This is a genomic window from Bartonella sp. CL71SXKL, from assembly GCF_042194935.1.
In the GTDB taxonomy this organism is placed as follows: Bacteria; Pseudomonadota; Alphaproteobacteria; order Rhizobiales; family Rhizobiaceae; genus Bartonella.
In genome coordinates, this window is the sequence record NZ_JBHINI010000001.1 from 216,377 (window position 1) to 238,923 (window position 22,547).

19 protein-coding genes are annotated in these 22,547 nt (G+C 38.0%); 11 read left to right on the forward strand and 8 right to left on the reverse strand.

What is annotated here, in order from left to right:
* Positions 1–4: 4 nt before the first annotated feature.
* Positions 5–1,411, forward strand: coding sequence for a dihydrolipoyl dehydrogenase (lpdA, locus tag ACFILA_RS00810; RefSeq protein WP_375660488.1), 1,407 nt, complete (start codon positions 5–7; stop codon positions 1,409–1,411).
* Between the two features lie 1,155 nt (positions 1,412–2,566).
* Here lpdA and ACFILA_RS00815 read toward each other — a convergent pair.
* Positions 2,567–3,805: a saccharopine dehydrogenase NADP-binding domain-containing protein gene (locus ACFILA_RS00815; RefSeq protein WP_375660489.1), complete on the reverse strand. Its 1,239-nt coding sequence runs from the start codon at positions 3,803–3,805 to the stop codon at positions 2,567–2,569.
* 54 nt (positions 3,806–3,859) lie between these two features.
* Complete coding sequence (locus ACFILA_RS00820) at positions 3,860–4,957, reverse strand: carboxynorspermidine decarboxylase (protein ID WP_273790153.1); 1,098 nt, start codon at positions 4,955–4,957, stop codon at positions 3,860–3,862.
* A 167-nt stretch (positions 4,958–5,124) separates the two neighbouring features.
* Here ACFILA_RS00820 and ACFILA_RS00825 point away from each other — a divergent pair, with 167 nt between their 5' ends.
* The 7 genes from ACFILA_RS00825 to mnhG all read left to right on the forward strand — a co-directional run bounded on the left by ACFILA_RS00825 (position 5,125) and on the right by mnhG (position 11,901).
* On the forward strand, positions 5,125–5,622 hold the full coding sequence (locus ACFILA_RS00825) for a BA14K family protein (RefSeq protein ID WP_273790152.1): 498 nt from the start codon (positions 5,125–5,127) through the stop codon (positions 5,620–5,622).
* Positions 5,623–5,849: 227 nt separating this feature from the next.
* On the forward strand, positions 5,850–8,771 hold the full coding sequence (locus ACFILA_RS00830; RefSeq protein WP_273790151.1) for a monovalent cation/H+ antiporter subunit A: 2,922 nt from the start codon (positions 5,850–5,852) through the stop codon (positions 8,769–8,771).
* Positions 8,771–9,112 (forward strand): Na+/H+ antiporter subunit C, encoded by a 342-nt coding sequence (locus ACFILA_RS00835; protein ID WP_273790150.1) that lies wholly within the window; start codon positions 8,771–8,773, stop codon positions 9,110–9,112. Before ACFILA_RS00830 ends, ACFILA_RS00835 begins: the two co-directional genes overlap by 1 nt.
* A complete protein-coding gene (locus ACFILA_RS00840) occupies positions 9,112–10,734 on the forward strand; it encodes a monovalent cation/H+ antiporter subunit D (RefSeq protein ID WP_273790149.1) in 1,623 nt (540 codons plus the stop codon). The genes ACFILA_RS00835 and ACFILA_RS00840 overlap by 1 nt, the downstream gene beginning before the upstream one ends.
* A complete protein-coding gene (locus ACFILA_RS00845; protein WP_273790148.1) occupies positions 10,731–11,216 on the forward strand; it encodes a Na+/H+ antiporter subunit E in 486 nt (161 codons plus the stop codon). The genes ACFILA_RS00840 and ACFILA_RS00845 overlap by 4 nt, the downstream gene beginning before the upstream one ends.
* Positions 11,213–11,494 (forward strand): K+/H+ antiporter subunit F, encoded by a 282-nt coding sequence (locus ACFILA_RS00850; RefSeq protein ID WP_273790147.1) that lies wholly within the window; start codon positions 11,213–11,215, stop codon positions 11,492–11,494. The genes ACFILA_RS00845 and ACFILA_RS00850 overlap by 4 nt, the downstream gene beginning before the upstream one ends.
* The gene (gene mnhG, locus ACFILA_RS00855; protein WP_273790146.1) at positions 11,491–11,901 is read left to right on the forward strand and encodes a monovalent cation/H(+) antiporter subunit G; all 411 of its coding nucleotides are present in this window, start codon (positions 11,491–11,493) and stop codon (positions 11,899–11,901) included. Before ACFILA_RS00850 ends, mnhG begins: the two co-directional genes overlap by 4 nt.
* A 16-nt stretch (positions 11,902–11,917) precedes the next feature.
* Here the strand turns inward: mnhG and ACFILA_RS00860 are convergent, their stop codons facing one another.
* The 4 genes from ACFILA_RS00860 to ACFILA_RS00875 form a co-directional block, all read right to left on the reverse strand.
* The gene (locus ACFILA_RS00860; RefSeq protein ID WP_375660490.1) at positions 11,918–12,310 is read right to left on the reverse strand and encodes an MliC family protein; all 393 of its coding nucleotides are present in this window, start codon (positions 12,308–12,310) and stop codon (positions 11,918–11,920) included.
* A 17-nt stretch (positions 12,311–12,327) separates the two neighbouring features.
* Positions 12,328–12,723 (reverse strand): MliC family protein, encoded by a 396-nt coding sequence (locus ACFILA_RS00865; RefSeq protein WP_273790144.1) that lies wholly within the window; start codon positions 12,721–12,723, stop codon positions 12,328–12,330.
* A gap of 416 nt (positions 12,724–13,139) precedes the next feature.
* Positions 13,140–14,273 (reverse strand): 3-dehydroquinate synthase, encoded by a 1,134-nt coding sequence (gene aroB / locus ACFILA_RS00870; RefSeq protein ID WP_375660491.1) that lies wholly within the window; start codon positions 14,271–14,273, stop codon positions 13,140–13,142.
* Positions 14,248–14,880 carry a shikimate kinase gene (locus tag ACFILA_RS00875; RefSeq protein ID WP_375660507.1) on the reverse strand — a complete coding sequence of 211 codons (633 nt, stop codon included), beginning with the start codon at positions 14,878–14,880 and terminating at the stop codon, positions 14,248–14,250. Before ACFILA_RS00875 ends, aroB begins: the two co-directional genes overlap by 26 nt.
* 260 nt (positions 14,881–15,140) lie before the next feature.
* On the opposite strand from ACFILA_RS00875, the gene ACFILA_RS00880 reads away from it, so the two are divergent.
* From ACFILA_RS00880 to ACFILA_RS00890, 3 genes are all read left to right on the forward strand, one after another.
* A complete protein-coding gene (locus ACFILA_RS00880) occupies positions 15,141–16,079 on the forward strand; it encodes a site-specific tyrosine recombinase XerD (protein ID WP_273790142.1) in 939 nt (312 codons plus the stop codon).
* Between the two features lie 78 nt (positions 16,080–16,157).
* Positions 16,158–17,114, forward strand: a complete 957-nt coding sequence (locus tag ACFILA_RS00885; protein ID WP_375630737.1) for an acetyl-CoA carboxylase carboxyltransferase subunit alpha — start codon at positions 16,158–16,160, stop codon at positions 17,112–17,114.
* A gap of 38 nt (positions 17,115–17,152) precedes the next feature.
* The gene (locus ACFILA_RS00890; RefSeq protein WP_273790140.1) at positions 17,153–17,902 is read left to right on the forward strand and encodes a murein L,D-transpeptidase family protein; all 750 of its coding nucleotides are present in this window, start codon (positions 17,153–17,155) and stop codon (positions 17,900–17,902) included.
* 1,583 nt (positions 17,903–19,485) lie between these two features.
* Here the strand turns inward: ACFILA_RS00890 and ACFILA_RS00895 are convergent.
* Both ACFILA_RS00895 and ACFILA_RS00900 read right to left on the reverse strand, forming a co-directional pair.
* A complete protein-coding gene (locus ACFILA_RS00895; protein WP_375654299.1) occupies positions 19,486–20,547 on the reverse strand; it encodes a CobW family GTP-binding protein in 1,062 nt (353 codons plus the stop codon).
* A gap of 406 nt (positions 20,548–20,953) precedes the next feature.
* Positions 20,954–22,051, reverse strand: a complete 1,098-nt coding sequence (locus ACFILA_RS00900) for a D-alanyl-D-alanine carboxypeptidase family protein (protein ID WP_375660492.1) — start codon at positions 22,049–22,051, stop codon at positions 20,954–20,956.
* Positions 22,052–22,547: the final 496 nt, after the last annotated feature.

The following is a 22,547-nucleotide window of genomic DNA, read 5'->3' on the forward strand; positions in this document are numbered from 1 at the left end:
ACGGATGTCTTATGATGTGGCTGTGATCGGAGCGGGTCCAGGTGGTTATGTAGCAGCAATAAAGGCGGCACAACTGGGACTTAAAGTAGCGATTATTGAAAAGCGTACAACATTAGGAGGAACATGTCTCAACGTTGGTTGTATTCCTTCTAAAGCGTTGTTGCATGCTTCAGAAGTGTTTTCTGAAACCCAGCATGGTTTTGAAACGCTTGGTATTTCTATTGGTAAATCTAAGCTTAACCTTGAACAAATGATGGTTCATAAGAAAGCTGTGGTAACAGCCAATACGAGTGGTGTTTCTTTTTTGATGAAAAAAAATAAAGTTGATACTTTTTTTGGGACAGCCAAAATTTTGAGTGCGGGTCATGTGGAAGTTGTTGCCAGAGATGGTAATAAACAAACAATTGAAACAAAAAATATTATTATTGCTACCGGTTCAGAGAGTTCAGGCATTCCAGGGGTGAATGTTGAAATTGATGAAAAGACTATTGTTTCTTCTACGGGAGCTCTTTCACTTGAAAAAGTACCAGCGCATATGATTGTAGTGGGTGCTGGTGTTATTGGTTCAGAACTTGGATCAGTTTGGAGCCGTTTAGGTGCTAAGGTGACCATTATTGAGTATCTTAATAAAGTTTTGGGCTCAATGGATGGTGAAGTTTCACGGCAATTTCAGAAATTAATGGAAAAACAGGGGATTGAATATAAAACGGGTGCAAAGGTGACAGCTGTTACACAATCTGGCTCAACTGCTCAGGTGAGCTTTGAATCTATCAAAGGTGGTGAATCTGAAACTTTAGAGGCTGATGTTGTGCTTATTGCTACTGGACGTTCTCCCTATACAGAGGGGCTTGGCTTACAAGAGGCTGGTGTTCAGTTAGATGAACGCGGATTTATTGCAATTGATGCTCATTGGCAGACGAATGTTCCAGGAATTTATGCAATTGGTGATGTCGTAAAAGGACCAATGTTAGCACATAAAGCAGAGGAAGAAGGCGTTGCTGTGGCAGAAATTTTGGCAGGTCAAAAAGGACATGTTAATTTTGATGTTATTCCTAGTGTTGTTTATACACAGCCGGAAATTGCGAGTGTAGGAAGGACAGAAGAAGAGCTAAAAACTGCTGGTATTGAATATAATGTTGGCAAATTTCCTTTTATGGCTAATGGTCGTGCACGTGCAATGCAAAAGAGTGATGGGTTCGTTAAAATCCTTTCTGATAAAAAAACAGATCGGGTATTAGGGGGGCATATTCTTGGATTTGGTGCTGGTGAAATGATCCATGAAATTGCAGTTTTAATGGAATTTGGTGGTTCATCAGAAGATCTGGGACGTTGTTGCCATGCACATCCTACCTTATCAGAAGCCGTGCGTGAGGCAGCTTTGGCAACATTTGCTAAACCACTTCATATTTAAAAAGCTTTTAAAAAGTACATTTTAAAAGGCACATGAGGCGGAAAATATTAGTGAAGCATGCAACAACATTTTAAAACTTTAAAAAGGAATATAACCAATTGTATTAAAATGTTCCATTTGTTGTATGCTTTTCGATAATTACTGTTTTAGATATCTGTTGTGCAGTTTTGATTGATTATTCTGTTGTGCACTATCGTTTAGAGCGGTGGTGTTTAGTCTATGTAAAGTTTTATATATAGGGTAGTTTTTATACTGTTATAAAATATTTAAGATAGGATTCTGAGCCTATCTGCGTGCTTTGTGTTAAGAAAACATCTCTCAAAATGCCCAAATCTACTTCGCAATGGTGCTCGTGAATGGTATAGCTGTAAAGTTTCTCTTGAAATATATGAAATTCATTCAAACTGTTATAAGACCTATTGTGCACCATCATCTTTATGTTTAGTAAAAGTACACGCTGACATTGATAATACACTTTTTCAGTTCTCAATATTGCTAAAGCTCTTTATTATTTGAGAGTTTTCATAAGAGAATTTTTATTCTGTTCTTTTATCATTTTACCTCACACGCTCGCTTTGTTTGTGATGTGCAGACAAAAGATTTTAATTGCTTCAATGTGAGAAAGTTTGTGATAAGAAAATCTTACAGTATTCAGCGTTATGAATCAAGTTGAAAATGATATTTTATTGTTATAAATCAATGTGTTATATATGATGATGAATCATATGAAGAGAGAAGCCAAGAGGAATTCACCCAAAGAAATTGAATTGTTTAATGATTGGTGTGGGTTAAGGATCTTTGTCATTTAAGATGAAGAGGGGAGGGATTGGATATTCTACAAAATACCGCTCTTCTTTAAAAAAGCGGTATTTTTATATCTTTTGTTTATGACACTATCTTTTTGATGATAATGACAAGTCATACAGTGTGATTAAGTTAGTTTTTTCTTCTCTGCTTTTCTTGATCATTGCTTGCTATGTCTTAAAAAGATGATATGTCTCTTCTTTAAGGTTGTTAAGAAATCGTAATGTTGCCAAAATATAACGAATAGCTAAAATTTTTTTGAAAACCATAATTACACGAGAATATTAAGTTTGTTTTCATTGGGCAGTTTTGTGATAACTTAAAAAATCAAGCATATGCTTTCTATAGGTATTAAAATTGTAATTTTTTATCTTCTTGTTGTTCTCTTATAAAAGTGGGAAGCCCCATATGATCAAGATATTTAAGGAAAGGGTGGGGTGGTAATTCTTCTACATTGACCATAGTTTTAACATCCCATTCGCCTGTGGCAATAAGAAGAGCTGTTGCGGCTGCTGGTACGCCAGCTGTATAGGAAATGCCTTGTGCCCCAGTTTCATGAAAAGCTTGTTTGTGATCGGCTATATTATAGATAAAAATTTCTTTCGAGTTTCCATCATTTTCGCCTTTAATAAGATCTCCGATACAGGTTTTTCCTGTGTAGTCTGGGGCGAGAGAGGAAGGGTCGGGTAAGACGGCCTTCACGACTTTCAAGGGCACGACTTCTTGACCTTCTGCCGTTTTAATTGGTTGTTCGGATAAGAGTCCGAGGTTTTTTAGAACCGTAAAAACAGTGATATAACGATCACTAAATCCCATCCAGAAACGGACATTCTCTACATCAAGATTTTTGGAAAGTGAATGAATTTCATCATGTCCTGTCATATAGGCTTTTTGTTTTCCCACAACGGGAAGATCCCATTCATGGCTGATTTCAAACATTTTATTGGAAGTCCATTTTTTATTTTGCCATGACCATACTTGTCCTGTAAATTCACGGAAGTTAATTTCTGGATCAAAATTTGTAGCAAACCAACGCCCATGATTTCCGGCATTAATATCAATAATATCAATATCTGTGATTTTATCAAAATAATCATCGCGCGCTAATGCAGCATAAGCGTTCACTACACCTGGGTCAAAACCTGCTCCTAAAATAGCGGTTATACCAGCTTTTTCACATTCTTGACGTCGAGGCCATTCATAATTGCCATACCAAGGAGGTGTTTCACAAATTTTCAATGGGTCTTCATGAATTGCGGTATCGATATAAGCGCATTTGGTTTCAATACAAGCTGAAAGAACAGACATATTAAGAAAGGCAGAACCAACATTAATGACAATTTCGCATTTGGTCTTTTGGATGAGCTTTATAGTTTCTTCTACATTCATGGCATTGAGCGAATGGCTTTTGAGAACACCCTGTTCTTTCATTGTGTTTTTTTCTTTAATAGAAGCAATGATGGCCTCACATTTTTTGAGTGTTCGTGAAGCAATATGAATTTCACCAAGAATATCGTTGTTTTGAGCGCATTTATGCGCAACAACTTGTGCAACACCTCCGGCACCAATAATGAGAACATTTTTTTTCATTGTAGGTCCATCTCCTTTTTAATACTGTTGTATGACGTTTTTTATGGTTTATCTTTATGAAAGGCTTTCCTGATAGTCGTTATAGCTGAATTGGCGTTGAAGTGTTAATGTACCATCGCACTCTTTGAGAACAATAGCAGGCATTGTAACGCCATTAAACCAGTTTTTTTTGACCATTGTATAACCTGCTGCATCCTGAAAAGACAGTCTATCGCCTATTTTAAGAGGTTTTTGAAATTGAAATGTTCCAAAAATATCGCCGGCAAGACAAGACTTTCCACAAATCATAATTTCGTGTGGACCTTGATTGGGTTCTAATTTGGCATTCTCACGATAAATTAAAAGATCAAGCATATGAGCTTCAATGGAGCTATCAACGATGGCAAGTTTTTTTTCATTATACAATGTGTCAAGAACGCTTACTTCCAGTGTGGTGCTTTTGGTAATAGCAGCTTCTCCTGGTTCTAGAAAAAGAGTGACACCATGAGTTTTAGAAAATTGTTTTAAGCGTTTTGCGAAAGCTTCTAGAGGATAATTTTCAGCCGTAAAATGGATTCCGCCGCCAAGGCTTATCCAGTCAACAGCAGAAAAAAGTTCTGCAAATTTTTCTTCCATATACCCAAGCATTTGGTTAAAAAGATTAAAGTCAGCATTTTCACAATTGTTATGGATCATCAATCCGTTGATAAGAGGCAGAACTTCTTTGATAGCGCTTTGGTTTGTTTCTCCTAAGCGGCTAAAAGGGCGAGAGGGGTTGGCAAGATCAAAATTTGATGCGCTCATTCCTGGGTTTAACCTTAAACCTCTTTGAATGGTTTTTGTTGCATCAGAAAAGCGTTGAAGCTGTTGGATGGAATTAAAGATGATTTTATCTGCATAACCACAGGCTTCATCAATTTCATCATCTGCCCAAGCCACTGAATAAGCATGGGTTTCTTTGCCAAATTTTTCTCTTCCTAAACGCAGTTCATAAAGGGATGATGATGTGGTTCCATCCATGAACTCAGACATTAAATCAAAAACACTCCATGTGGCAAAACATTTCAAAGCAAGTAAAATTTTAGCTCCGGACATTTCCCGTAAACGAGAAATTGTTTGCATGTTTTTGATGAGTTTCGATTTGTCTATAAGATAGTAGGGGGTTTTTATCATTATTTATTCATTCTTTTTTGTAGGATCTTATTGCCAAGATCAACGTTTAGTACAAAGAGTAACAGAATGTCTCAAGAAAAAAGAATCTTAAGAAAAGAATCTGTTTCTGTCCAGCAAGAGAAAGGCTTTCTGTAATTACTGTTGTTTATTATGTTGAGTTTTTTGTTATGAGTATGAAAAAAAAATTATATTATGCTTTAGCTTTTGTATTTGTTAGCAGTTTTTTCATTATAATAACCACTCTTGTTAATTGGGGGCAAAATAGGAGTGATGCTAAAGCCAAACTGGTTACTCAGACCTCTCTCCAAGATAGTTCGGTGCCTTTGATTTTTACGGGGCGTAGAGAACTTAATGGTTTTAAAGGTTATCGTCATTATCGGCGTGGTTATCGTAAATACAGTGATAATTGGTGGTACCCTGAAGTGGCATTTATTACATCACCGCACTTAAGCACAAAAGGCGCATCATTAAAAGTTGTACCAGATGCTAAAAAAGTGTTTTTAACTTCTTCTTCGGAAAAATTAGAAAAAAAAGAGCCATGGATGCTTAAACAACATATTGAATCTTGCCTTGCGCGTTATCGCTCTTATAATAAAAATGATAATAGTTTTCAGCCTTTTCATGGGGGGCGTAAGCAGTGTTTATCACGCTTTTTTAAAGGATAGAAATTATTAAATAAAATTTTAATTGCTTCTTGTCGTGGGCGTTATTGTTCTTAAAATAAAGAGAAGACTTGTGTGGTGCGCAGTATTTTCATGCCAGCATTGTTTTTTTTAAAATTTTAAATGCTTTTAAGTTTTATTAAATCTTATTATCATTAAGTGTGGAATGGGGGGTGAGAATATAAGTTTTTGTCGATGACAAAATATTAAGGCAAAATGGAGTTTAAAGAATGACAACACGGGAAGCAATGTTGGTATTGCTCGTTTTGCTTCCCTTTGGTGGAAGTGCTGTCATTGGCTTTTTTCGTTCGACAGCAAAAAATAATGAAGCCTGGTTTGCTGGGATTGTCGCGCTTTTCTGTCTTATTTTTACAATAATGCTTTATCCGGAAGTTCGCGGAAACCACATAGTGCGTTTAGATATTTCTTGGCTTCCAGAATGGGGAAGCGATTTGATTCTTCGTATAGATGGTTTATCGTGGCTTTTTTGCTTGCTCATTACAGGGATTGGGCTGCTTGTTGTCATTTATTCACGTTATTACATGGATCCAGCGGATTCTGTACCTCGTTTTTTTTCCTTTTTTTTGGCTTTTATGGGATCAATGATAGGAATAGTTTTATCAGGTAATCTCGTCTTTTTGGTTGTTTTCTGGGAACTCACCAGTATTTTTTCTTTTTTGTTGATCGGCTATTGGTACCATAATGCAAGTGCGCGTGAGGGTGCGCGTATGGCTCTAACGATCACAGGTTTTGGCGGCTTTGCCCTTTTTATTGGAGTTTTATTGATTGGGTATACTGTTGGCAGTTTTGATTTGGATAAGGTGCTACAGTCTGGAGATATGATCCGGTCAAGTTCTCTTTATAGTCCTATCCTTATTTGTATTTTATTGGGAGGGTTAACAAAAAGCGCGCAATTTCCCTTTCATTTTTGGCTACCCAACGCGATGGCTGCTCCAACCCCCGTATCGGCTTATTTGCATTCGGCAACAATGGTAAAAGCGGGATTGTTTTTGCTTGTTCGTTTATGGCCTGTGCTCTCTGGAACAGAATCTTGGTTTTGGCTGGTTGGCTTTTCAGGACTCTCGACATTGCTGCTAGGTGCCTATTTTTCCATGTTTCAGCAAGACTTAAAAGGACTGCTTGCTTACTCGACTATTAGTCATCTTGGATTAATTACAACGCTTTTAAGTCTTGGTAGTCCACTTGCATGTGTTGCGGCGATCTTTCATATGGCCAATCATGCTACTTTTAAGGCCTCTTTATTTATGGCTGCTGGCATTATTGATCATGAGACAGGAACACGTGATATGCGTAAACTGTCAGGGCTTTATCGTTCTATGCCTATTACAGCAACTCTTGCTTTAGTTGCGAGTGCAGCGATGGCTGGGGTTCCTTTGTTGAATGGTTTTTTATCGAAAGAGATGTTTTTTGCTGAAGCTGTTGAAACGCATATGGAATCATGGCTCGATTGGATTGCGCCTTATGTGGCAACGCTAGCTAGTCTGTTTAGTGTGACTTATTCTATACGCTTTATTCATGGTGTTTTTTTAGGACCAAAGCCTGACAATTTACCCAAGACTCCCCATGAACCACCGCATTTTATGCGTTTACCAATGGAGCTTTTGGTGTTTATTTGTTTAGCGGTTGGTATTTTCCCTAATTTAACAATAGGACCTATTTTAGATAATGCGGTCGTGTCTGTTTTAGGACCAATGACAATTCCTTATAGTTTGGCTGTTTGGCATGGGTTTAACACTCCATTAGTGATGAGTTTTGTTGCATTATTAGGGGGCGGATTGCTCTATGCTGTCGGGCATCGTTATTTTTTATCCTGTGATGATGGGGCTCCTTTTTTCCGTCACTTAAAAGGACCGCGTATTTTTGAACGCATTCTCGTAATTATTTCTTGGAAATGGGCCCGTGCGGTGGAATCTGCTTTGTCAACACGCCGTTTGCAGATCCAGTTGCATTGGATTTTTTGGGTCTGTTTTGCATTTGTTGGTCTTTTACTTTGGTGCGATGGTTTCATTCCAGTGGGGACATTACCGCTTTTTCCACTTGATATTCCTTTTCTCGCTCTTTGGCTGGTTGGCGGATTATGTGCGCTTTTAGTTGCTTGGCGAGCAAAGTTTCATCGTCTTGCTTCACTTATGCTTTTAGGGGGAGCTGGTTTGATGACTTGTGCAACCTTTTTATGGCTTTCTGCTCCTGATTTAGCAATAACACAATTGGTTGTTGAGGTTGTTACAGTCGTTTTATTATTGCTTGGTTTACGGTGGTTGCCTAAACGTTTGCATGATCCTGGGCCAGCTGCTGTTCATTTTTGGATTCGTTTGCGTCGTTTCCGTGATTTCATCATATCCCTTGTAGGAGGTGCTGGTGTAGCATGGCTTTCTTTTGCAGTGATGACACGTCCTCAAGGTACAACGATTTCTGATTTTTTTCTAACGCATGCTTACTCAGATGCTGGTGGTCGCAATGTTGTGAATGTGTTGTTGGTTGATTTCCGTGGTTTTGATACCATGGGAGAAATTGTGGTTTTGGGTGTTGTTTCCCTTACTGTTTTTGCCCTCTTACGACGTTTTCGTCCTGCGCCTGAGAGTATTGATGCGCCTTTTCAACAACGTATCCAGAAAGCCTTTGATATAGCACAGCCTAATCGAAATGTGGGAGATACAGTATTAAATTATTTAGCTGTTCCTGCTGTTATTATGGGTTGGCTCTTTCCGATTATTATTGCTTTTGCTATTTATTTATTCATGCGAGGGCATGATCTGCCAGGAGGTGGATTTGTCGGTGGTATTACTTTGGCGATAGGGTTTATTTTACAATATCTTGCACGCGATATTCGGTGGGTGGAAACGCATTTGAGAGTTTTACCTTTGCGTTGGATAGGCTTTGGCTTATTGTTGTCAGTTGTAACGGGGATGGGCTCTTGGTTTTTTGGATATCCTTTTTTAACATCCTTTTTTCGATATATTCATCTTCCGTTAATTGGGAAAGTTCCCATGACATCTGCTTTTTTGTTTGATTTTGGTGTACTTTCTCTTGTGTTGGGAGCAACTGTTCTCATTTTAATTGCACTTGCACACCAGTCAATTCGGAGTTACCGAATCGGTAAGAAACCTATTTTAAAAGAGAAGGAAAATTAATGGAAATTGTTCTTTCTTTGGGTATTGGTGTTTTTGTCGGATCAGGTATTTGGCTTGTTTTGCGTCCACGTACTTTTCAAGTCATTCTTGGTTTGTCCTTGATCTCCTATGGTGTTAATCTTTTTATATTTTCAATGAGTAGACCGCGTAGTAATGCTGCTCCAATTGTTGATCCTACCACTGTTATTAATCCAGCTAATTATGTCGATCCTCTCCCACAAGCCTTGGTGTTAACTGCGATTGTGATTGGTTTTGCAACAACAGCTTTATTTTTAGTTATCTTGTTGGTTTCACGTGGTTTAACGGGTTCTGATCACGTTGATGGACGTGAGGTGCAATAATGGAAGTAGGGGTGCATCATCTCCTTATTTTGCCTATTCTTTTGCCGTTAATCACTGGAGCACTTCTTCTTTTTTATGATGAACGTCGTGCAAAACTTAAATCATTCATCAGTCTTTCTTCTGCGGGACTGTTGGTCGTTACTGCCATTTTATTGATTATACGTACTCTTGAAATAGCACCGGCTTGTGATGTTTATCGACTTGGTAATTGGCCGTCTTCTTTTGGAATTGTTTTAGTCCTTGATCGCTTAAGCGCTATGATGCTTTTACTTTCCAGCTTGTTGGTGACTAGCGTGTTGGTTTTTGCGCGGGCTCATTGGTACAAAGCTGGTTCTCATTTTCAGTCACTAATGCAATTTTTTATGGTGGGAATAAATGGTGCTTTTTTGACCGGCGATTTATTTAATTTATTTGTGTTTTTTGAAGTTATGTTAACGGCTTCCTATGGGCTTGCTTTGCATGGTTCTGGTCAGACACGCGTGCGCGCAGGGTTGCATTATGTCGTGGTTAATCTTGTTGCTTCATTATTTTTTTTAGTGGGTATAGCGCTCATTTATGGAGTCGTTGGTACTCTTAATATGGCCGATTTGGCTGTTAAAATAAAATATATATCTTCTACAGATATTGTTTTGTTCGAAATAGGTGTTGCACTTTTAGGTATTGCTTTTTTGCTTAAAGCGGGTATGTGGCCGCTTAATTTTTGGTTGGTGCCAACTTACAGTGCAGTAGCAGCACCCGTTGGAGCTTCTTTTGCACTTTTGAGCAAGGTGGGTATTTATATTATTTTACGTTTAACGTTGCTATGGTTTAGTCCTGAAAGTGAATATTTTAACCATTTTGGTCATACGGTTTTGTTTTATGGTGGGCTTGCCACTATGATTGTTGGTTTTATTGGGGTATTGGCGAGTCAAGTTTTGGTGCGTTTGGCAGCTTATAGTGTCCTTGTCTCTTCTGGTACATTGTTGGCCGCGATCGGCATCGGCAATGCAGCACTGACAGCAGGTGCACTTTTTTATATTGTTTCTTCAACTTTAGCACTGGGAGCTTTTTTTCTTTTGGTAGAGTTGGTTGAGCGCTGTCAAGATGTGGCTGCTAATGTTCTTGCTGTCACAATGGAGGTTTATGGCGACGATGAAGAGGAGGAAGAAGATGAAGTTGGCACATATTTTCCTGTAACCTTGGCAATTCTTGGGGCTTGTTTTGGTATCTGTGCCATTTTGATTATTGGATTGCCACCTTTTTCTGGTTTTGTTGCTAAACTTATGATGTTCATGGCAATTTTAAACCATAGTAGAGAGGATTTTTTTGCCTCTCTTCCGGTTTACCAAGATTGGCTTTTTGTAGTTTTTGTCACCCTCTCTGGCTTTGCAGCTTTGATTGCACTGACACGAACGGGTATCCGAACTTTTTGGATTTCTCTTGAAGGTCGCGTTCCCCGTGTGCAGGTGATAGAATTTGCACCTATTGCCGTTCTTCTTGCCTTGTGTTTTCTTATAACAATTGTAGCCAGTCCTGTTAGTCATTATATGTCTGAAACCGCTAAGACTTTGTATGAACCTCAAAACTATATTGGGAGCGTTTTAACGGATTTTTCTCTCGAAAATAGGGAGATGAGTAAATGAATCGTTTTTATACTTCCCCTTTTTTCAGTGGTGGCATTGTCCTTATGTGGCTTATTTTAAATGGTTTTAGTTTAGGGCAATTGCTTTTAGGGATTTTAACCGCTTTGTTTTGTGGTTGGATGATACGGCTTCTGGAGCCAGAGAAGGCTGTTATTAAAAGCTGGAGTGCGGTTTTTCGTCTCGTTTTTCGAGTATTTATAGATTCTATATTCTCAAATGTTTCGGTGGCTTGGTTTGTTTTAACAAAAAGGTCTCGAGAGCAGAAGTCTGGTTTTATTGTAGTACCTCTTCTGCTTCATAATCGCACTGCTTTGGCTATTTTAGCGTGCATCCTTTCGGCAACCCCTGGAACTGCTTGGGTTGCCTATAATAGTAAAAAGGGTGAACTTTTGCTTCATGTCTTAAATTTAAAAAATGGATATGATTACAAACAGTTGATCAAACAACGGTATGAGCAATTGCTTTTGGAGATTTTTTTATGAGTATGGTGATTCTTTATTGGGGGCTTTTCTTTTCACAGTTTTTTTTAAGTTTAGCGGTGATTTTCGCGCTGTTTCGGTTGATTCGTGGTCCACGGGCACAGGATAGAATTGTTGGTTTGGATGCCCTTTATATAACCACTATTCTTTTGTTTCTTACATTCGATATTCGTTCTGGAACAACCATTTATTTTGTCGCAGCTCTCATTATTGGGTTGTTGGGTCCTGTCTCGAGTATTGCTTTGGCGAAATTTCTCATGCGAGGGGAGATTATTGAATGAAAGATGATGTATCGCTTGTGGTTGCTATTGCTATCACGATTTTCTTAATATTAGGGTCGGGACTGACATTGATCGCAACAATAGGTTTGGTGCGTTTTTCCAATTTTTATAAGCGTTTGCATATGCTTTCAGTATGTACGAGTTGGGGCGTTGGTAGTATTCTTATTTCTTCATTTCTTTATTCAATATTTGTGGACCATTATTTTGTTTTTCATGAAGCGTTGCTGATGTTTTTTTTGTTTTTAACAGCGCCGATAGCTTCTATGTTGCTTTCACATACAGCAGCTTATCGACATCATTCAGAAGAACAGTCAGAAAAACCGCTGGCTCTTTTATTACACCAGACGGAGGAAAAGTTACCCACATCAGAAGGAACATCAAGAGATGAGAGCCAGCGCGGTTCTTGAAATGTAAGAACCTTCCTTATTCTGTGCTTTTTTCTTCTACACAGTGGATGGGCTTTTCTTCTTTTGGATCATTAATAAGATCGTAAAATATGGCTTCATTTTTAGTTATCCACCAAATGTATTGACCACCCACATATTTTCCTCCAGAAGCGGTCATTACATTAGAACCAACGATGCGCTTACCGTTCCATTTTAAATCAACAAGCGCAATATTGCCAGCATTATGATAAGTTGCTTCAACATGCTCTTTGCTTGTTCCCATATCGCATTGATAGGAGACGGTCTCTGTTGTTGGTTCTGGGTCATCTGGTACTTTAATGACTAAAGAACTTGCTAATGCATTAATTGAACCGAGGAGGAACACACTTAAAGTAATGAAAAATTGTTTAGTAAAAGAAATTTTTTTCATAATATTTCCCGTGTTATTTAAAATAATAATGTTGACTCATCTTTACAGAGGATAGGTTTTTTTTCTTCTGGATCCTGAGCAAGGTCATAAAGCGTGACTTCTTTGTTCTTCTCCCACCAGATATACTGAGCTCCTGCAAATTTTGCTCCTGTCGCAGCGATGACATTAGCAGCAATGACACGATCACCGTTCCATTTGAAATCAACCAACGAAATATTGTCAGCATTAAGATAGACTGCCTCAACGCGCTCTTTACCTGTTTCAGTATCACACTGATAGGTAATGATCTCTGTTTTGGGCTCTGGATTGTCTGGTACTTCAATGATTAAAGAACCAGCTAAGCTATTGTTTGAGCTGAAGAGTGATAAACTTAAAGCGGTGAAAAATCCTAAAATGTGCAAAGTTTTTTTCATGATGCTTCCCTATATTCCTAATATTGTGCACAAAGAATAATTTGACTGATACGATGGTGTCTACGGCAGGATTCGAACCTGCGACCCCAGGATTCATACCACTTCGATTTTCACCGCCAGCCTTATCGGCTGTTTGTGGTCTGGACTGTCTCTTCACCTTGAAGCTTTTGCTCTTTAGGTGCTGCCCGTTCAGTCTCTACACCTTTCTCTCATTTGAAGAGAGACTTGGCTCGGGATTGGCATATAGTCGCCCATGAAGCTTTCCCCGAATTTGAGCAGATTCACTTTGAGGATTTCTCCTCAAAATGCCCAATTTCTTTAGGAATCCTGTGCTCTATCCTACTGAGCTACGCAGACATCATCATATTTAATCTTTAATAGAAGTATAAAAACGAATCAATTATATTCAATATGAATTAACGAATTTCTGTTAATTTTTGTTCCAAAAAGGATAAAACTGCATCTGGTGAAACATTTTTTGCAATAAATGATTGGCCAAGTCCGCGCGTTAAGATGAAGGTCAAATTATTTTGTAAAACTTTTTTATCTTGGGCAATGAGAGTCATTAAAGTTTCAGCATCTGGTAGACACCCTGGGATATCCTTTAATTGTGTAGGTAATCCTATTGCTTTAAGGTGTGCTTCAATGCGTTGTGTAAGCGTGGGGCTTATTAAATTTAATTGAGCAGAAAATTGATGCGCTAGAATCATTCCAATTGCTACAGCTTCACCGTGAATTAAACGCTTTGAGTCATAAGCGGTTGCTGTTTCAAGCATGTGTCCAAATGTATGGCCAAGATTTAAGAGTGCGCGCTCTCCTGTTTCGTGTTCGTCACGTGCTACAATGGCAGCTTTAAATTGGCATGAGCGGACAATGGCTTCTGTTCGCATAGGGCCATTAGAAAAGACTTCTTGTCCATTTTTTTCAAGCCATTCAAAAAAATCAGGTTGGTTAATGAGTCCATATTTGACCATTTCCGCGTAACCAGCACGAAATTCACGCAGTGATAGGGTATCAAGGACACAGGTGTCAGCAATAACGCATTGCGGTTGAAAAAAAGCACCAATAAGATTTTTGCCATATCGGCTGTTGATGCCCGTTTTTCCACCAACAGAGGAATCAATTTGTGCAAGAAGCGTTGTGGGTATTTGAATGAAGTTCATACCACGGCGGATTATACTTGCCGCAAATCCTGCTAGATCGCCAATGACACCACCGCCAAAAGCAATAACACAGTCGCCTCTTTCTAAACGCGCAGCAAGAATTTGATCGATGACAACTTGCAGGGTTGAAAATGATTTTGATTGTTCTCCCGCTTCTACAATAATAGGGACAGTATGAATTTTATTTTTTGTTAATTCTGCTTGCAATATCTCCAAATGAAGGGAAGCAACATTTGTATCTGTAACAAGTGCAAAGCGCGTTGGATAAGGATCTTTTTTGTTAAGAGCATGTTTAATCTGTGAAGCAGCTTGTGTAATCAGACCCGGACCAATGATGATATCGTAACAGTGTTTGTCCAGTTTAACAGTGACGGTTTTGGTTTGCATGCTGGTTATCCTTATTGTTAATTTCTGTGTATAGGTAGTGCTGTACGGATCGTATAACATTTTGTGCTACGGTATGACGGCTTTCTTTATGACTGTTAATTGTTAAGTTTGCCTTTTCATAGATAGGATAACGCTGTTCCATGAGTTTTTGCATGGTTTCTTTAGGATTGGCTGTTTGAAGCAGGGGACGTGTCGGGTGCTTTGAGACACGTTGCATGAGGATATCAAGATCGACTTTTAGCCATATAGATATACCATTTTTGTGAATGGCTTTTCGGATATTTTCATTTATGTAGGCACCACCACCTGTTGCTAAAATAAGGGGACTTTTTTTCATGAGGTTTAGAATAACACGCTGTTCAAGAGCACGAAATTCGGATTCACCATAAATTTCAAAGAGTTCCGTGATTGTCATTTGTGCAGCTTTTTCAATTTCTTGGTCAGAATCATAAAAGGGTAAACGAAGCATGGTGGCGACGCGTTTTCCGATCACTGATTTGCCTGCCCCCATAAGGCCAACAAGGACAAGTGCTCTTTTATCAAGGGACGATAAGAGCTGATTCTTTATTTGTGTTATGGGGATTCGTTTTGGTCGATTGCTTTTCATAACTTTATTTCGGCATTTATCCATCTTAAAGTCAATTCCTGTTAATCTTTGTGAGGCATTATACGAGATAGAATATTTTTGGGTAGGTTATTGTCTTATGCCAACATTGACTAGATTTTTGATGATTCTTTTCATTTTGTTTTCTGTTTTTTTCATTATAATGGGTGCTCTTGTGGTTTGGGTTGAACCAGTAACTGTGGATATGTACATTGATGTTCCCTTGGATTCATGGAATCTTTCTACGGAAGTGAATCAATGAAATGAAAAGTGGTGCTGTGATAGATCATTTTCTTGAGATGATGAGCGCGGAGAGAGGGGCTTCACCTCATACACTTGCGGCTTATCAGCATGATTTGCAGTGGGCACAAGACGAATTGTCTTCACACTCTGTTTCGCTTTTTTCAGCACAAAAAGAAGATTTAATTACCCTTTTGTCGCTTATGCATACTTTTGGTTTTGCGGCATCATCGCAAGCGCGCCGTTTATCGACTTTGCGTCAGTTTTATCAATTTCTTTATGCTGAAGGGTTGAGAGCAGATGATCCCTCTCATGATATTGATGCACCTCGTCAGGGGCGTCCTTTGCCCAAAATCATGAGTGAAGATGCAGTGATAAAATTGCTTGATTTGGCACAGTTAGAAGTCAATCAAGCAGATTATGGGTCCAAAGAGTATTTCCGTGCACTGCGTCTTCAGCTATTGATTGAAATGCTGTATGCAACGGGATTACGCATCAGTGAGTTGGTGAGTCTGCCGGTTCAGTCTGTTCGAAGGAAGGAGTACAGCGTTTTGGTTCGTGGTAAGGGCAAAAAAGAACGAATGGTGCTGTTATCAAAAAAAGCATGCCAAGTTCTTTCACAGTGGTTAAACTTGCGTGATCAGGGAAAGGGTGCTACGAGTTCTTATCTTTTTCCCGCGCATTCCGAGACAGGATATATTGCTCGTCAAGTCGTTGCGCGGGAGTTGAAAAATCTCGCTAGAAGAGCAGGAATAGAAAGTGATAGCTTTTCTCCCCATGTGTTGCGTCATGCTTTTGCTAGTCATCTTTTGCAAAATGGTGCTGATTTGCGTGCCGTTCAACATTTGTTAGGTCACTCTGATATTGCTACTACTCAGATTTATACCCATGTGTTGGAAGAGGGACTTTATCGTTTAGTCAATGAGCATCATCCACTTGCCGATGAGCAAAAGGCTCGTTAAAGAAAAGGTGATGTTTTTGAAAAAGACTTTATAAAGCAAATTATAAGTGTATAAGTGACACTGAATGAGTTGACACAAATGTATAATTATCTTGATTTTGAAAAACCAGTTGCTGATCTTGATGGGAAAATTCTTGAATTAAAAAAAATTTCTCAGGAAAAAGGCAGTCTTGATATGAGCGATGAGATTGCTCGCCTTGAAACGCGTTCCCAAACAGCCTTGCGCGATATTTATAAAAAATTATCGCCGTGGCAAAAAACGCAAGTCGCTCGTCATCCTAATCGTCCCCATTTTATGGACTATTCTAAACGCCTATTGAGTGACGTTACGCCTTTGGCCGGAGATCGCAAGTTTGCTGAAGATGAGGCTATTCAAGCGGGGTTTGCACGCTTTAAAGGTGAGGCCGTTGCTTATATCGGTCAAGAGAAAGGTTATGACACGCAAACACGTTTGCGCTATAATTTTGGTTCTGCACGTCCAGAAGGCTATCGTAAAGCTGTACGTATTATGGAAATGGCTGATCGTTTTGGTTTGCCACTTCTCACTTTTGTTGATACGGCAGGCGCTTATCCTGGTGTGAGTGCTGAAGAACGGGGGCAGGCAGAAGCAATTGCCCAATCAACAGCTACAACTTTGCGTTTGAAAGTTCCTGTAGTTTCCGTTGTTATTGGAGAAGGCGGTTCTGGAGGGGCGATAGCAATCGCGGCTGCCAATAAAGTTTATATGTTGGAGCACGCAATTTATTCTGTTATTTCACCAGAAGGAGCAGCTTCTATTTTATGGCGTGATCCAGCTCGTGCGAAAGATGCTGCAATGAATATGCGTATTACCGCTCAAGATTTGTATCGCTTAAAGATTATTGATGGCATTATTTCGGAACCTTTAGGGGGAGCACATCGTGGCAAAGAGATTGCCATTGATGCAACGGGTGATGTTATTTCAGAGGCTTTAAAAGCTATGGCTGGAAAAGATGGTGAAGTTCTTAAACAAGAGCGAAGAGAAAAATACCTTCAAATTGGTCGATCTCTAACATAGGTCATTTTTTGTGAGGGGATTGATTGGAGTTTTATTCGATGACATTTAGCAGATTCCTCGCTGTGTGCATGTTGTTTGTAATGGGAATATTGACAGCATGTGAAGGAAGATTACCAGCTTCTATTCGTGCTAAGGTTGAGCAGCCGTTGCCGCAAGAAATCCAGAATAGAATGGCTTTGTACGATATTGATCCTTATGCACCAATTGTAATGCGATTTTTCAAGGAAGAAAATCTTGCTGAAGTTTGGAAACAATCTCGTTCAGGACCTTTTATCTTGGTTGCTCGCTATGGTATTTGCAAATGGTCTGGTAAGCTTGGACCTAAATATAAAGAAGGGGATCTTCAGACACCAGAGGGTTTTTATACTATTAGCGCAAACCAAATGAATCCTTATTCAAAATATTATCTTTCTTTTAATATAGGATTTCCTAACCTTTATGATCAAGAAAATGGTCGCACAGGAAGCAATCTTATGGTGCATGGTTCTTGCTTTTCCGCAGGTTGTTATTCTATGAGTGATAAGAACATGGCTCAGATTTATGCGTTTGCACGGGATGCTTTTAAAGGAGGACAAAGAGAGTTTCAGTTACAGGCTTTTCCTTTCCGCATGACCGAGGATAATATGTCACGTCATAGCAAGGATCCTCATTATCAATTCTGGGTTATGCTTAAGAAAGGTTATGATTTTTTTGAAAAAAATCGTCAACCTCCAACTGTTGAGGTTTATGGAAAACGTTACGTTTTTAATCGCGATATTGATAAAACTTCAGTTTCTCGAATGCCGTGAGTGTTATTGTATTCTATTGCACTGTAACACTATCACTTAATAATGGCGATACAGGATATGCAAAAACTTTGCACATAAGGTGTTTAAGTGAGTAGTCAATATTTTAAAGCGCAGAGTTTTTTCATAGAGCCTTATGTAAGTAAATCAGATGAAGTGGGAAGCCAAGAGGAATTTTCTCAAAGAAGTTGGATTGTTTGCACATCGGCACTGGTGTCAATCTTCGTTTTTAGTGAAGAGTAAGTTAACATGAAATGTACCTCTCTTTTTATTTCTTTCAAAGAGTTTTATTCTTTTATGCTGTAAAATATTGTCTTGTCGTGCTGTTATATAAGATACATTCACATATTTTAAAATGCGATATTGCCTCTGTCTGATTTTGGTTTTTTTCTTAACAGGGATTTTGATTTCAATTAGCTTGAATAAATATAGAGTTGAGCAGAATATTTTAGAACCAAGAATTTGGCCAATCTGTCTGTGAAATGAATCACATGAAGTGGTTTGCAGATGAAGCGCATTTAGAGAGAAAACAATCTGTTTACAGATTGATGGATATTGAAAATTTTTATCATAACAATTTGATTTATAATGATAGTTTATAATTTTTCAGTTTGAATTAGGGACTAAATATCATAAGATCCTTTTATCTTAAAATTTGTTTATGGTGAATCAATCGAAACCATTTTTTGCACGCCATAAAATTGGATTGGCATGTGAATAAAATTTTTAAAGAAAGGAGTACAGATAGTTCTCATGAGTACTCTAAAGTGCCAAGTTTTTTCAAAACATTTTTAACTGGCAAAAGTATGAGGCGATCAGTTTACATATTTATAGAGTAAAGATGGAGAATGGGCCTTATACATTTCATGGAGAATTTTGTATTATATTATTTATGGGTAGCGTCTTGAAATAGGAATAATGCGTATTGAGAGACGGTGTTTTTAAACGAGTGCGTGAATTCGTGATACAATGGTATTCTATTTTGTGTGAGGGCGACGATTTTACAGATAAGGGTAATATGTTAGCGCTGGAGTGTTTTAATAGATAGTCATTTTCCGGCATGTGATTTTGTAAGAGAGCTAAAAAGTTTCAATTGTGGTAGTCTATGGGGATTTTGCCGCTCAGTGAAAAGGTACGAATAATTTTATGAGAGGCATTATTGTGCAGAAAGCATTGTTAAAAATGTGTATTTTCTTATTTTTTATTCCATTATGTTAATAAACTTGAATAGAAATATTTATGAAAGTTTTTTATAAATTTATAACATATTGATTATAAAGATAATTTAGTGTTATTCAACTTGAATTAGAACCCTGAATACCGAAAGATTCCACATTTCAAAGCTGTTGCATGTTGAATCAATTAAAACCATTTGCTTGCACGTTACAAGCAGGGATAGCCGCGTGGGTAAAATTGTACAAGAAAGACTAAAATGCTTTTTACAAACCGTTTCAAGTGCCAAAAGCTTTTTGTTTCAACATTGGGAATTAGCAAAGTGTGTAATGATGTGCCGGTTTGCTCCTTTAAAAACATAAAGATGGTGGTGTCAATGAATTTAATGCTATATCATTGAATGGGAGAAAAAATTAAAATTTTATTCCTGGAATGACCAGAGGATTTTCTAAGAGAGCTGTTTTGTCTGCAGTATCTATTGCTGGTTTATTAAAAAAAGCATTGAGGAGTTTTTGTATAGCTTCTTTTTCAACACCATCGGCAATGATGACGAAACGTGTTTGTTTTATTCCTTTTGGCCATGCTGGCAATCTTATGGGAGGGTGAAAAAATGTTTGTACGCCATGTAATACGAGTGGGCGATAAGGGTCATCACGCAATGCGATAATTGCTTTAATACGTAATAATTTTGTACCATAACGCTCTTGTAGGAGATCTAAAAAGGCTTCAATTGTGCCGTAATCAACAGGACCCTCACAGTTTAGTGAAAAGGTACGAATGGTTTTATGGGGGGTATGATCATGCGGGGTAGTCGTAAGATTTTGTTTAAGTTTTGTATTTTCTACTTTTTCATCCCATAATGTGTTATTTATTAATAGATTTGAACAGAAATCTTCAGAATGGGCGTCAATGATTTGTGCTGTAGGATTCATTGTTTTAAGTGTGCTAAGGAGTGTATCTGAAAGCGTTTGTGGGTCTCTAAGATCTGTTTTGGTGAGAATGATTTTATCAGCAAATATTAATTGTTTATATATTTCAGGATAGCGCTCACATATGGAAAGCGGGCTTAATGTATCAAATGTTGCAAGAACAGCATTTATGGACAATGTTTGAATAAACAACGGGTGGCTTAAAAGTATTTGTAAAATAGGGGCGGGATCAGCTATCCCTGTGGTTTCAATTATAATATGATGGAGTTGTTTGATCTGTCCTGTCTGAACGCGATTTATTAAATCAATTAATGTGTCGATGAGATCACTGCGTAAATTGCAGCATAAGCAGCCATTGGCAAGCTCAATAATTCCTTCTGTCGTTTTTTCAACCAGAAGGTGGTCAATACTGATTTCGCCGAATTCATTGATGATAACAGCACATTCTGTTAAAAGAGGGTCTTGTAGCATACGGTTGAGCAAAGTTGTTTTGCCAGAGCCTAAAAAACCTGTAATAAGCGTGAGGGGGATGCGCTTTATTTTCATGTTAATCATCAATCATAGTTTTGTTTTTAAAAAATATATCTCAGTATGTCTAACCAATTTATAATGGTGTCCGTGAGGGATATAATGGTTAATCCCCCATGAAATCCATTGTACCACTATCTTTACGCTTATAAAGGTAGGTGCACGTGGGTATATTATACACTTTTTAGCGTCAATGTTACGATAATTCTTAGTTCTTGAAAGGACTTATAGGAAGAATTTTTATTCTTTGTTTTAATTATTTTATCTACATGTTCATCCACCTTGTGGCGGCAAGGAACTGGTTTTTATTGATTCAACAAATACAGATTTGAAATGAGAGAATCTTACAATACTTGTGGGTCTGACATAAGGTACAAAATAATTAATTATCATTATAAATCAAAGTATTATAATTAATTTTAGATTATGATTTATGGTTTTTTATAGAATGGTTTGCGTGCCTTTTATACGGAATATAGGGTTTTCTTAGTGGTTTTACTGTCATTTTAGGTGTTTGTGGCGTACGAATGAGATGTACTAATAAAGGATGAGAAAAAGAAGGTGGAGCAGTGATAAAAGGTGAGGTGAGAATAATATTTCCTTGATCATCATATGAATTTGCATGCATTTTTATGGCTTCAGGTGTGCATGTTTGTTGTCTCATATTGTTGGCTTGTGTTATGTTGCTCCCATAAGGTTTTAATGTTGCTAGTGTTAATTGGGGGTTTCCTTGGTGCAAAAATCCTGTTTCAAGAAGTTGTGCAGCTTTTTCTTCTCTTTCACTTATGTTGTTAGCCCCTAGAATGACAGCAATAATTGTACGTTTATTGCGGGTGGCTGAGGCAACAAGATTAAAACCAGAGGCACAAATAAAGCCTGTTTTCATACCGTCTATCCCATAAAAACGGCCAATGAGGTTGTTTGAGTTATGTTGGATTTTTCGATTATTACCAAAATCAATGGCTGGAATAGAAAAATAATGAGCATATTGTGGAAATTCTCGACGTATTTGAACGGCTAAAAGAGCAATATCGCGTGCCGTGGAGTAGTTTTGAGGATCTGGTAAACCACTTGCGTTCGCAAAATGGGTGCCAAACATGCCTAAACGTTTAGCTTCGCTATTCATTTTACGTACAAAATCTTTCTGTGAACCCGCAATAGCTTCACTCATGGCAATGGCTAAATCATTGGTAGATTTAACCATGGTAATACTTAAGGCTGTATCAAGTGTGAGTACAGAACCAGCTTTATAGCCTGAACGATATGAGGGAGCTTTTGCGGCGTATTCGCTGATGGTGATATGTTTGTTTGGTGAAACTTCCCCTCGGCTCATGGCACGAAAAATAACATAAGCAGTCATTAATTTTGTCAAGGAAGCAGGATACCAACGCTCAAAAGCTTGATTATGTTTTAAGATACGCTTCGTTGTAACATCAACAGAAATAAAAGGCTGCGCTAGAGCAACAGCGCTGGATAAACTCAAAATCACAGAAAAAAATAAATTATAGAAGAGACGTTGCATTAATTTAAATCTAGTTCCCTCTTATTCGTTATTTAGAATTGTTTTAATGTAGCACACAAAGCTTTTAAGTCTAGGATAGGGAGGAAAGATGGTTAATTGCTGTATCCGTTGTGTATGTGGGATAAAAAACAACACTCATTTTTATTTTCCCCTTGAATTTGGTTTGATGACTTAAGTATCTCAAGAAATACTTTTTAAATAATGAAGATTGTACAAGATTTCAGATTCTTGGGGGATTGATGTTTCTCAGGAAGGAACGAATCTGCATAATCATACATTTTTCTTGCTTTCCTATTAGGACAGCCCTTGGTATTTGAGATGGTTCGTAAAAAGTATTTTAATCTTTTCTTGTATCGTTTTATTCACACGAGGTATCCCCGTTTGTAATGTGCAAGAAAATAATTCTAATTGATTCAACCTAGAGTAGATTTGAAATGAGAAAATCTTACGGTATTAGGGTTCTCATTCAAGTTGAATAACGCTAAAATATCCTTAT

Coding starts and splice junctions, on each gene's coding strand:
- lpdA (WP_375660488.1), top strand. CDS start 5: ATGTCTTATGATGTGGCTGTGATCGGAGCGGGTCCAGGTGGTTATGTA.
- ACFILA_RS00815 (WP_375660489.1), bottom strand. CDS start 3,805: ATGAAAAAAAATGTTCTCATTATTGGTGCCGGAGGTGTTGCACAAGTT.
- ACFILA_RS00820 (WP_273790153.1), bottom strand. CDS start 4,957: ATGATAAAAACCCCCTACTATCTTATAGACAAATCGAAACTCATCAAA.
- ACFILA_RS00825 (WP_273790152.1), top strand. CDS start 5,125: ATGAGTATGAAAAAAAAATTATATTATGCTTTAGCTTTTGTATTTGTT.
- ACFILA_RS00830 (WP_273790151.1), top strand. CDS start 5,850: ATGACAACACGGGAAGCAATGTTGGTATTGCTCGTTTTGCTTCCCTTT.
- ACFILA_RS00835 (WP_273790150.1), top strand. CDS start 8,771: ATGGAAATTGTTCTTTCTTTGGGTATTGGTGTTTTTGTCGGATCAGGT.
- ACFILA_RS00840 (WP_273790149.1), top strand. CDS start 9,112: ATGGAAGTAGGGGTGCATCATCTCCTTATTTTGCCTATTCTTTTGCCG.
- ACFILA_RS00845 (WP_273790148.1), top strand. CDS start 10,731: ATGAATCGTTTTTATACTTCCCCTTTTTTCAGTGGTGGCATTGTCCTT.
- ACFILA_RS00850 (WP_273790147.1), top strand. CDS start 11,213: ATGAGTATGGTGATTCTTTATTGGGGGCTTTTCTTTTCACAGTTTTTT.
- mnhG (WP_273790146.1), top strand. CDS start 11,491: ATGAAAGATGATGTATCGCTTGTGGTTGCTATTGCTATCACGATTTTC.
- ACFILA_RS00860 (WP_375660490.1), bottom strand. CDS start 12,310: ATGAAAAAAATTTCTTTTACTAAACAATTTTTCATTACTTTAAGTGTG.
- ACFILA_RS00865 (WP_273790144.1), bottom strand. CDS start 12,723: ATGAAAAAAACTTTGCACATTTTAGGATTTTTCACCGCTTTAAGTTTA.
- aroB (WP_375660491.1), bottom strand. CDS start 14,273: ATGCAAACCAAAACCGTCACTGTTAAACTGGACAAACACTGTTACGAT.
- ACFILA_RS00875 (WP_375660507.1), bottom strand. CDS start 14,880: ATGAAAAGCAATCGACCAAAACGAATCCCCATAACACAAATAAAGAAT.
- ACFILA_RS00880 (WP_273790142.1), top strand. CDS start 15,141: ATGAAAAGTGGTGCTGTGATAGATCATTTTCTTGAGATGATGAGCGCG.
- ACFILA_RS00885 (WP_375630737.1), top strand. CDS start 16,158: ATGTATAATTATCTTGATTTTGAAAAACCAGTTGCTGATCTTGATGGG.
- ACFILA_RS00890 (WP_273790140.1), top strand. CDS start 17,153: ATGACATTTAGCAGATTCCTCGCTGTGTGCATGTTGTTTGTAATGGGA.
- ACFILA_RS00895 (WP_375654299.1), bottom strand. CDS start 20,547: ATGAAAATAAAGCGCATCCCCCTCACGCTTATTACAGGTTTTTTAGGC.
- ACFILA_RS00900 (WP_375660492.1), bottom strand. CDS start 22,051: ATGCAACGTCTCTTCTATAATTTATTTTTTTCTGTGATTTTGAGTTTA.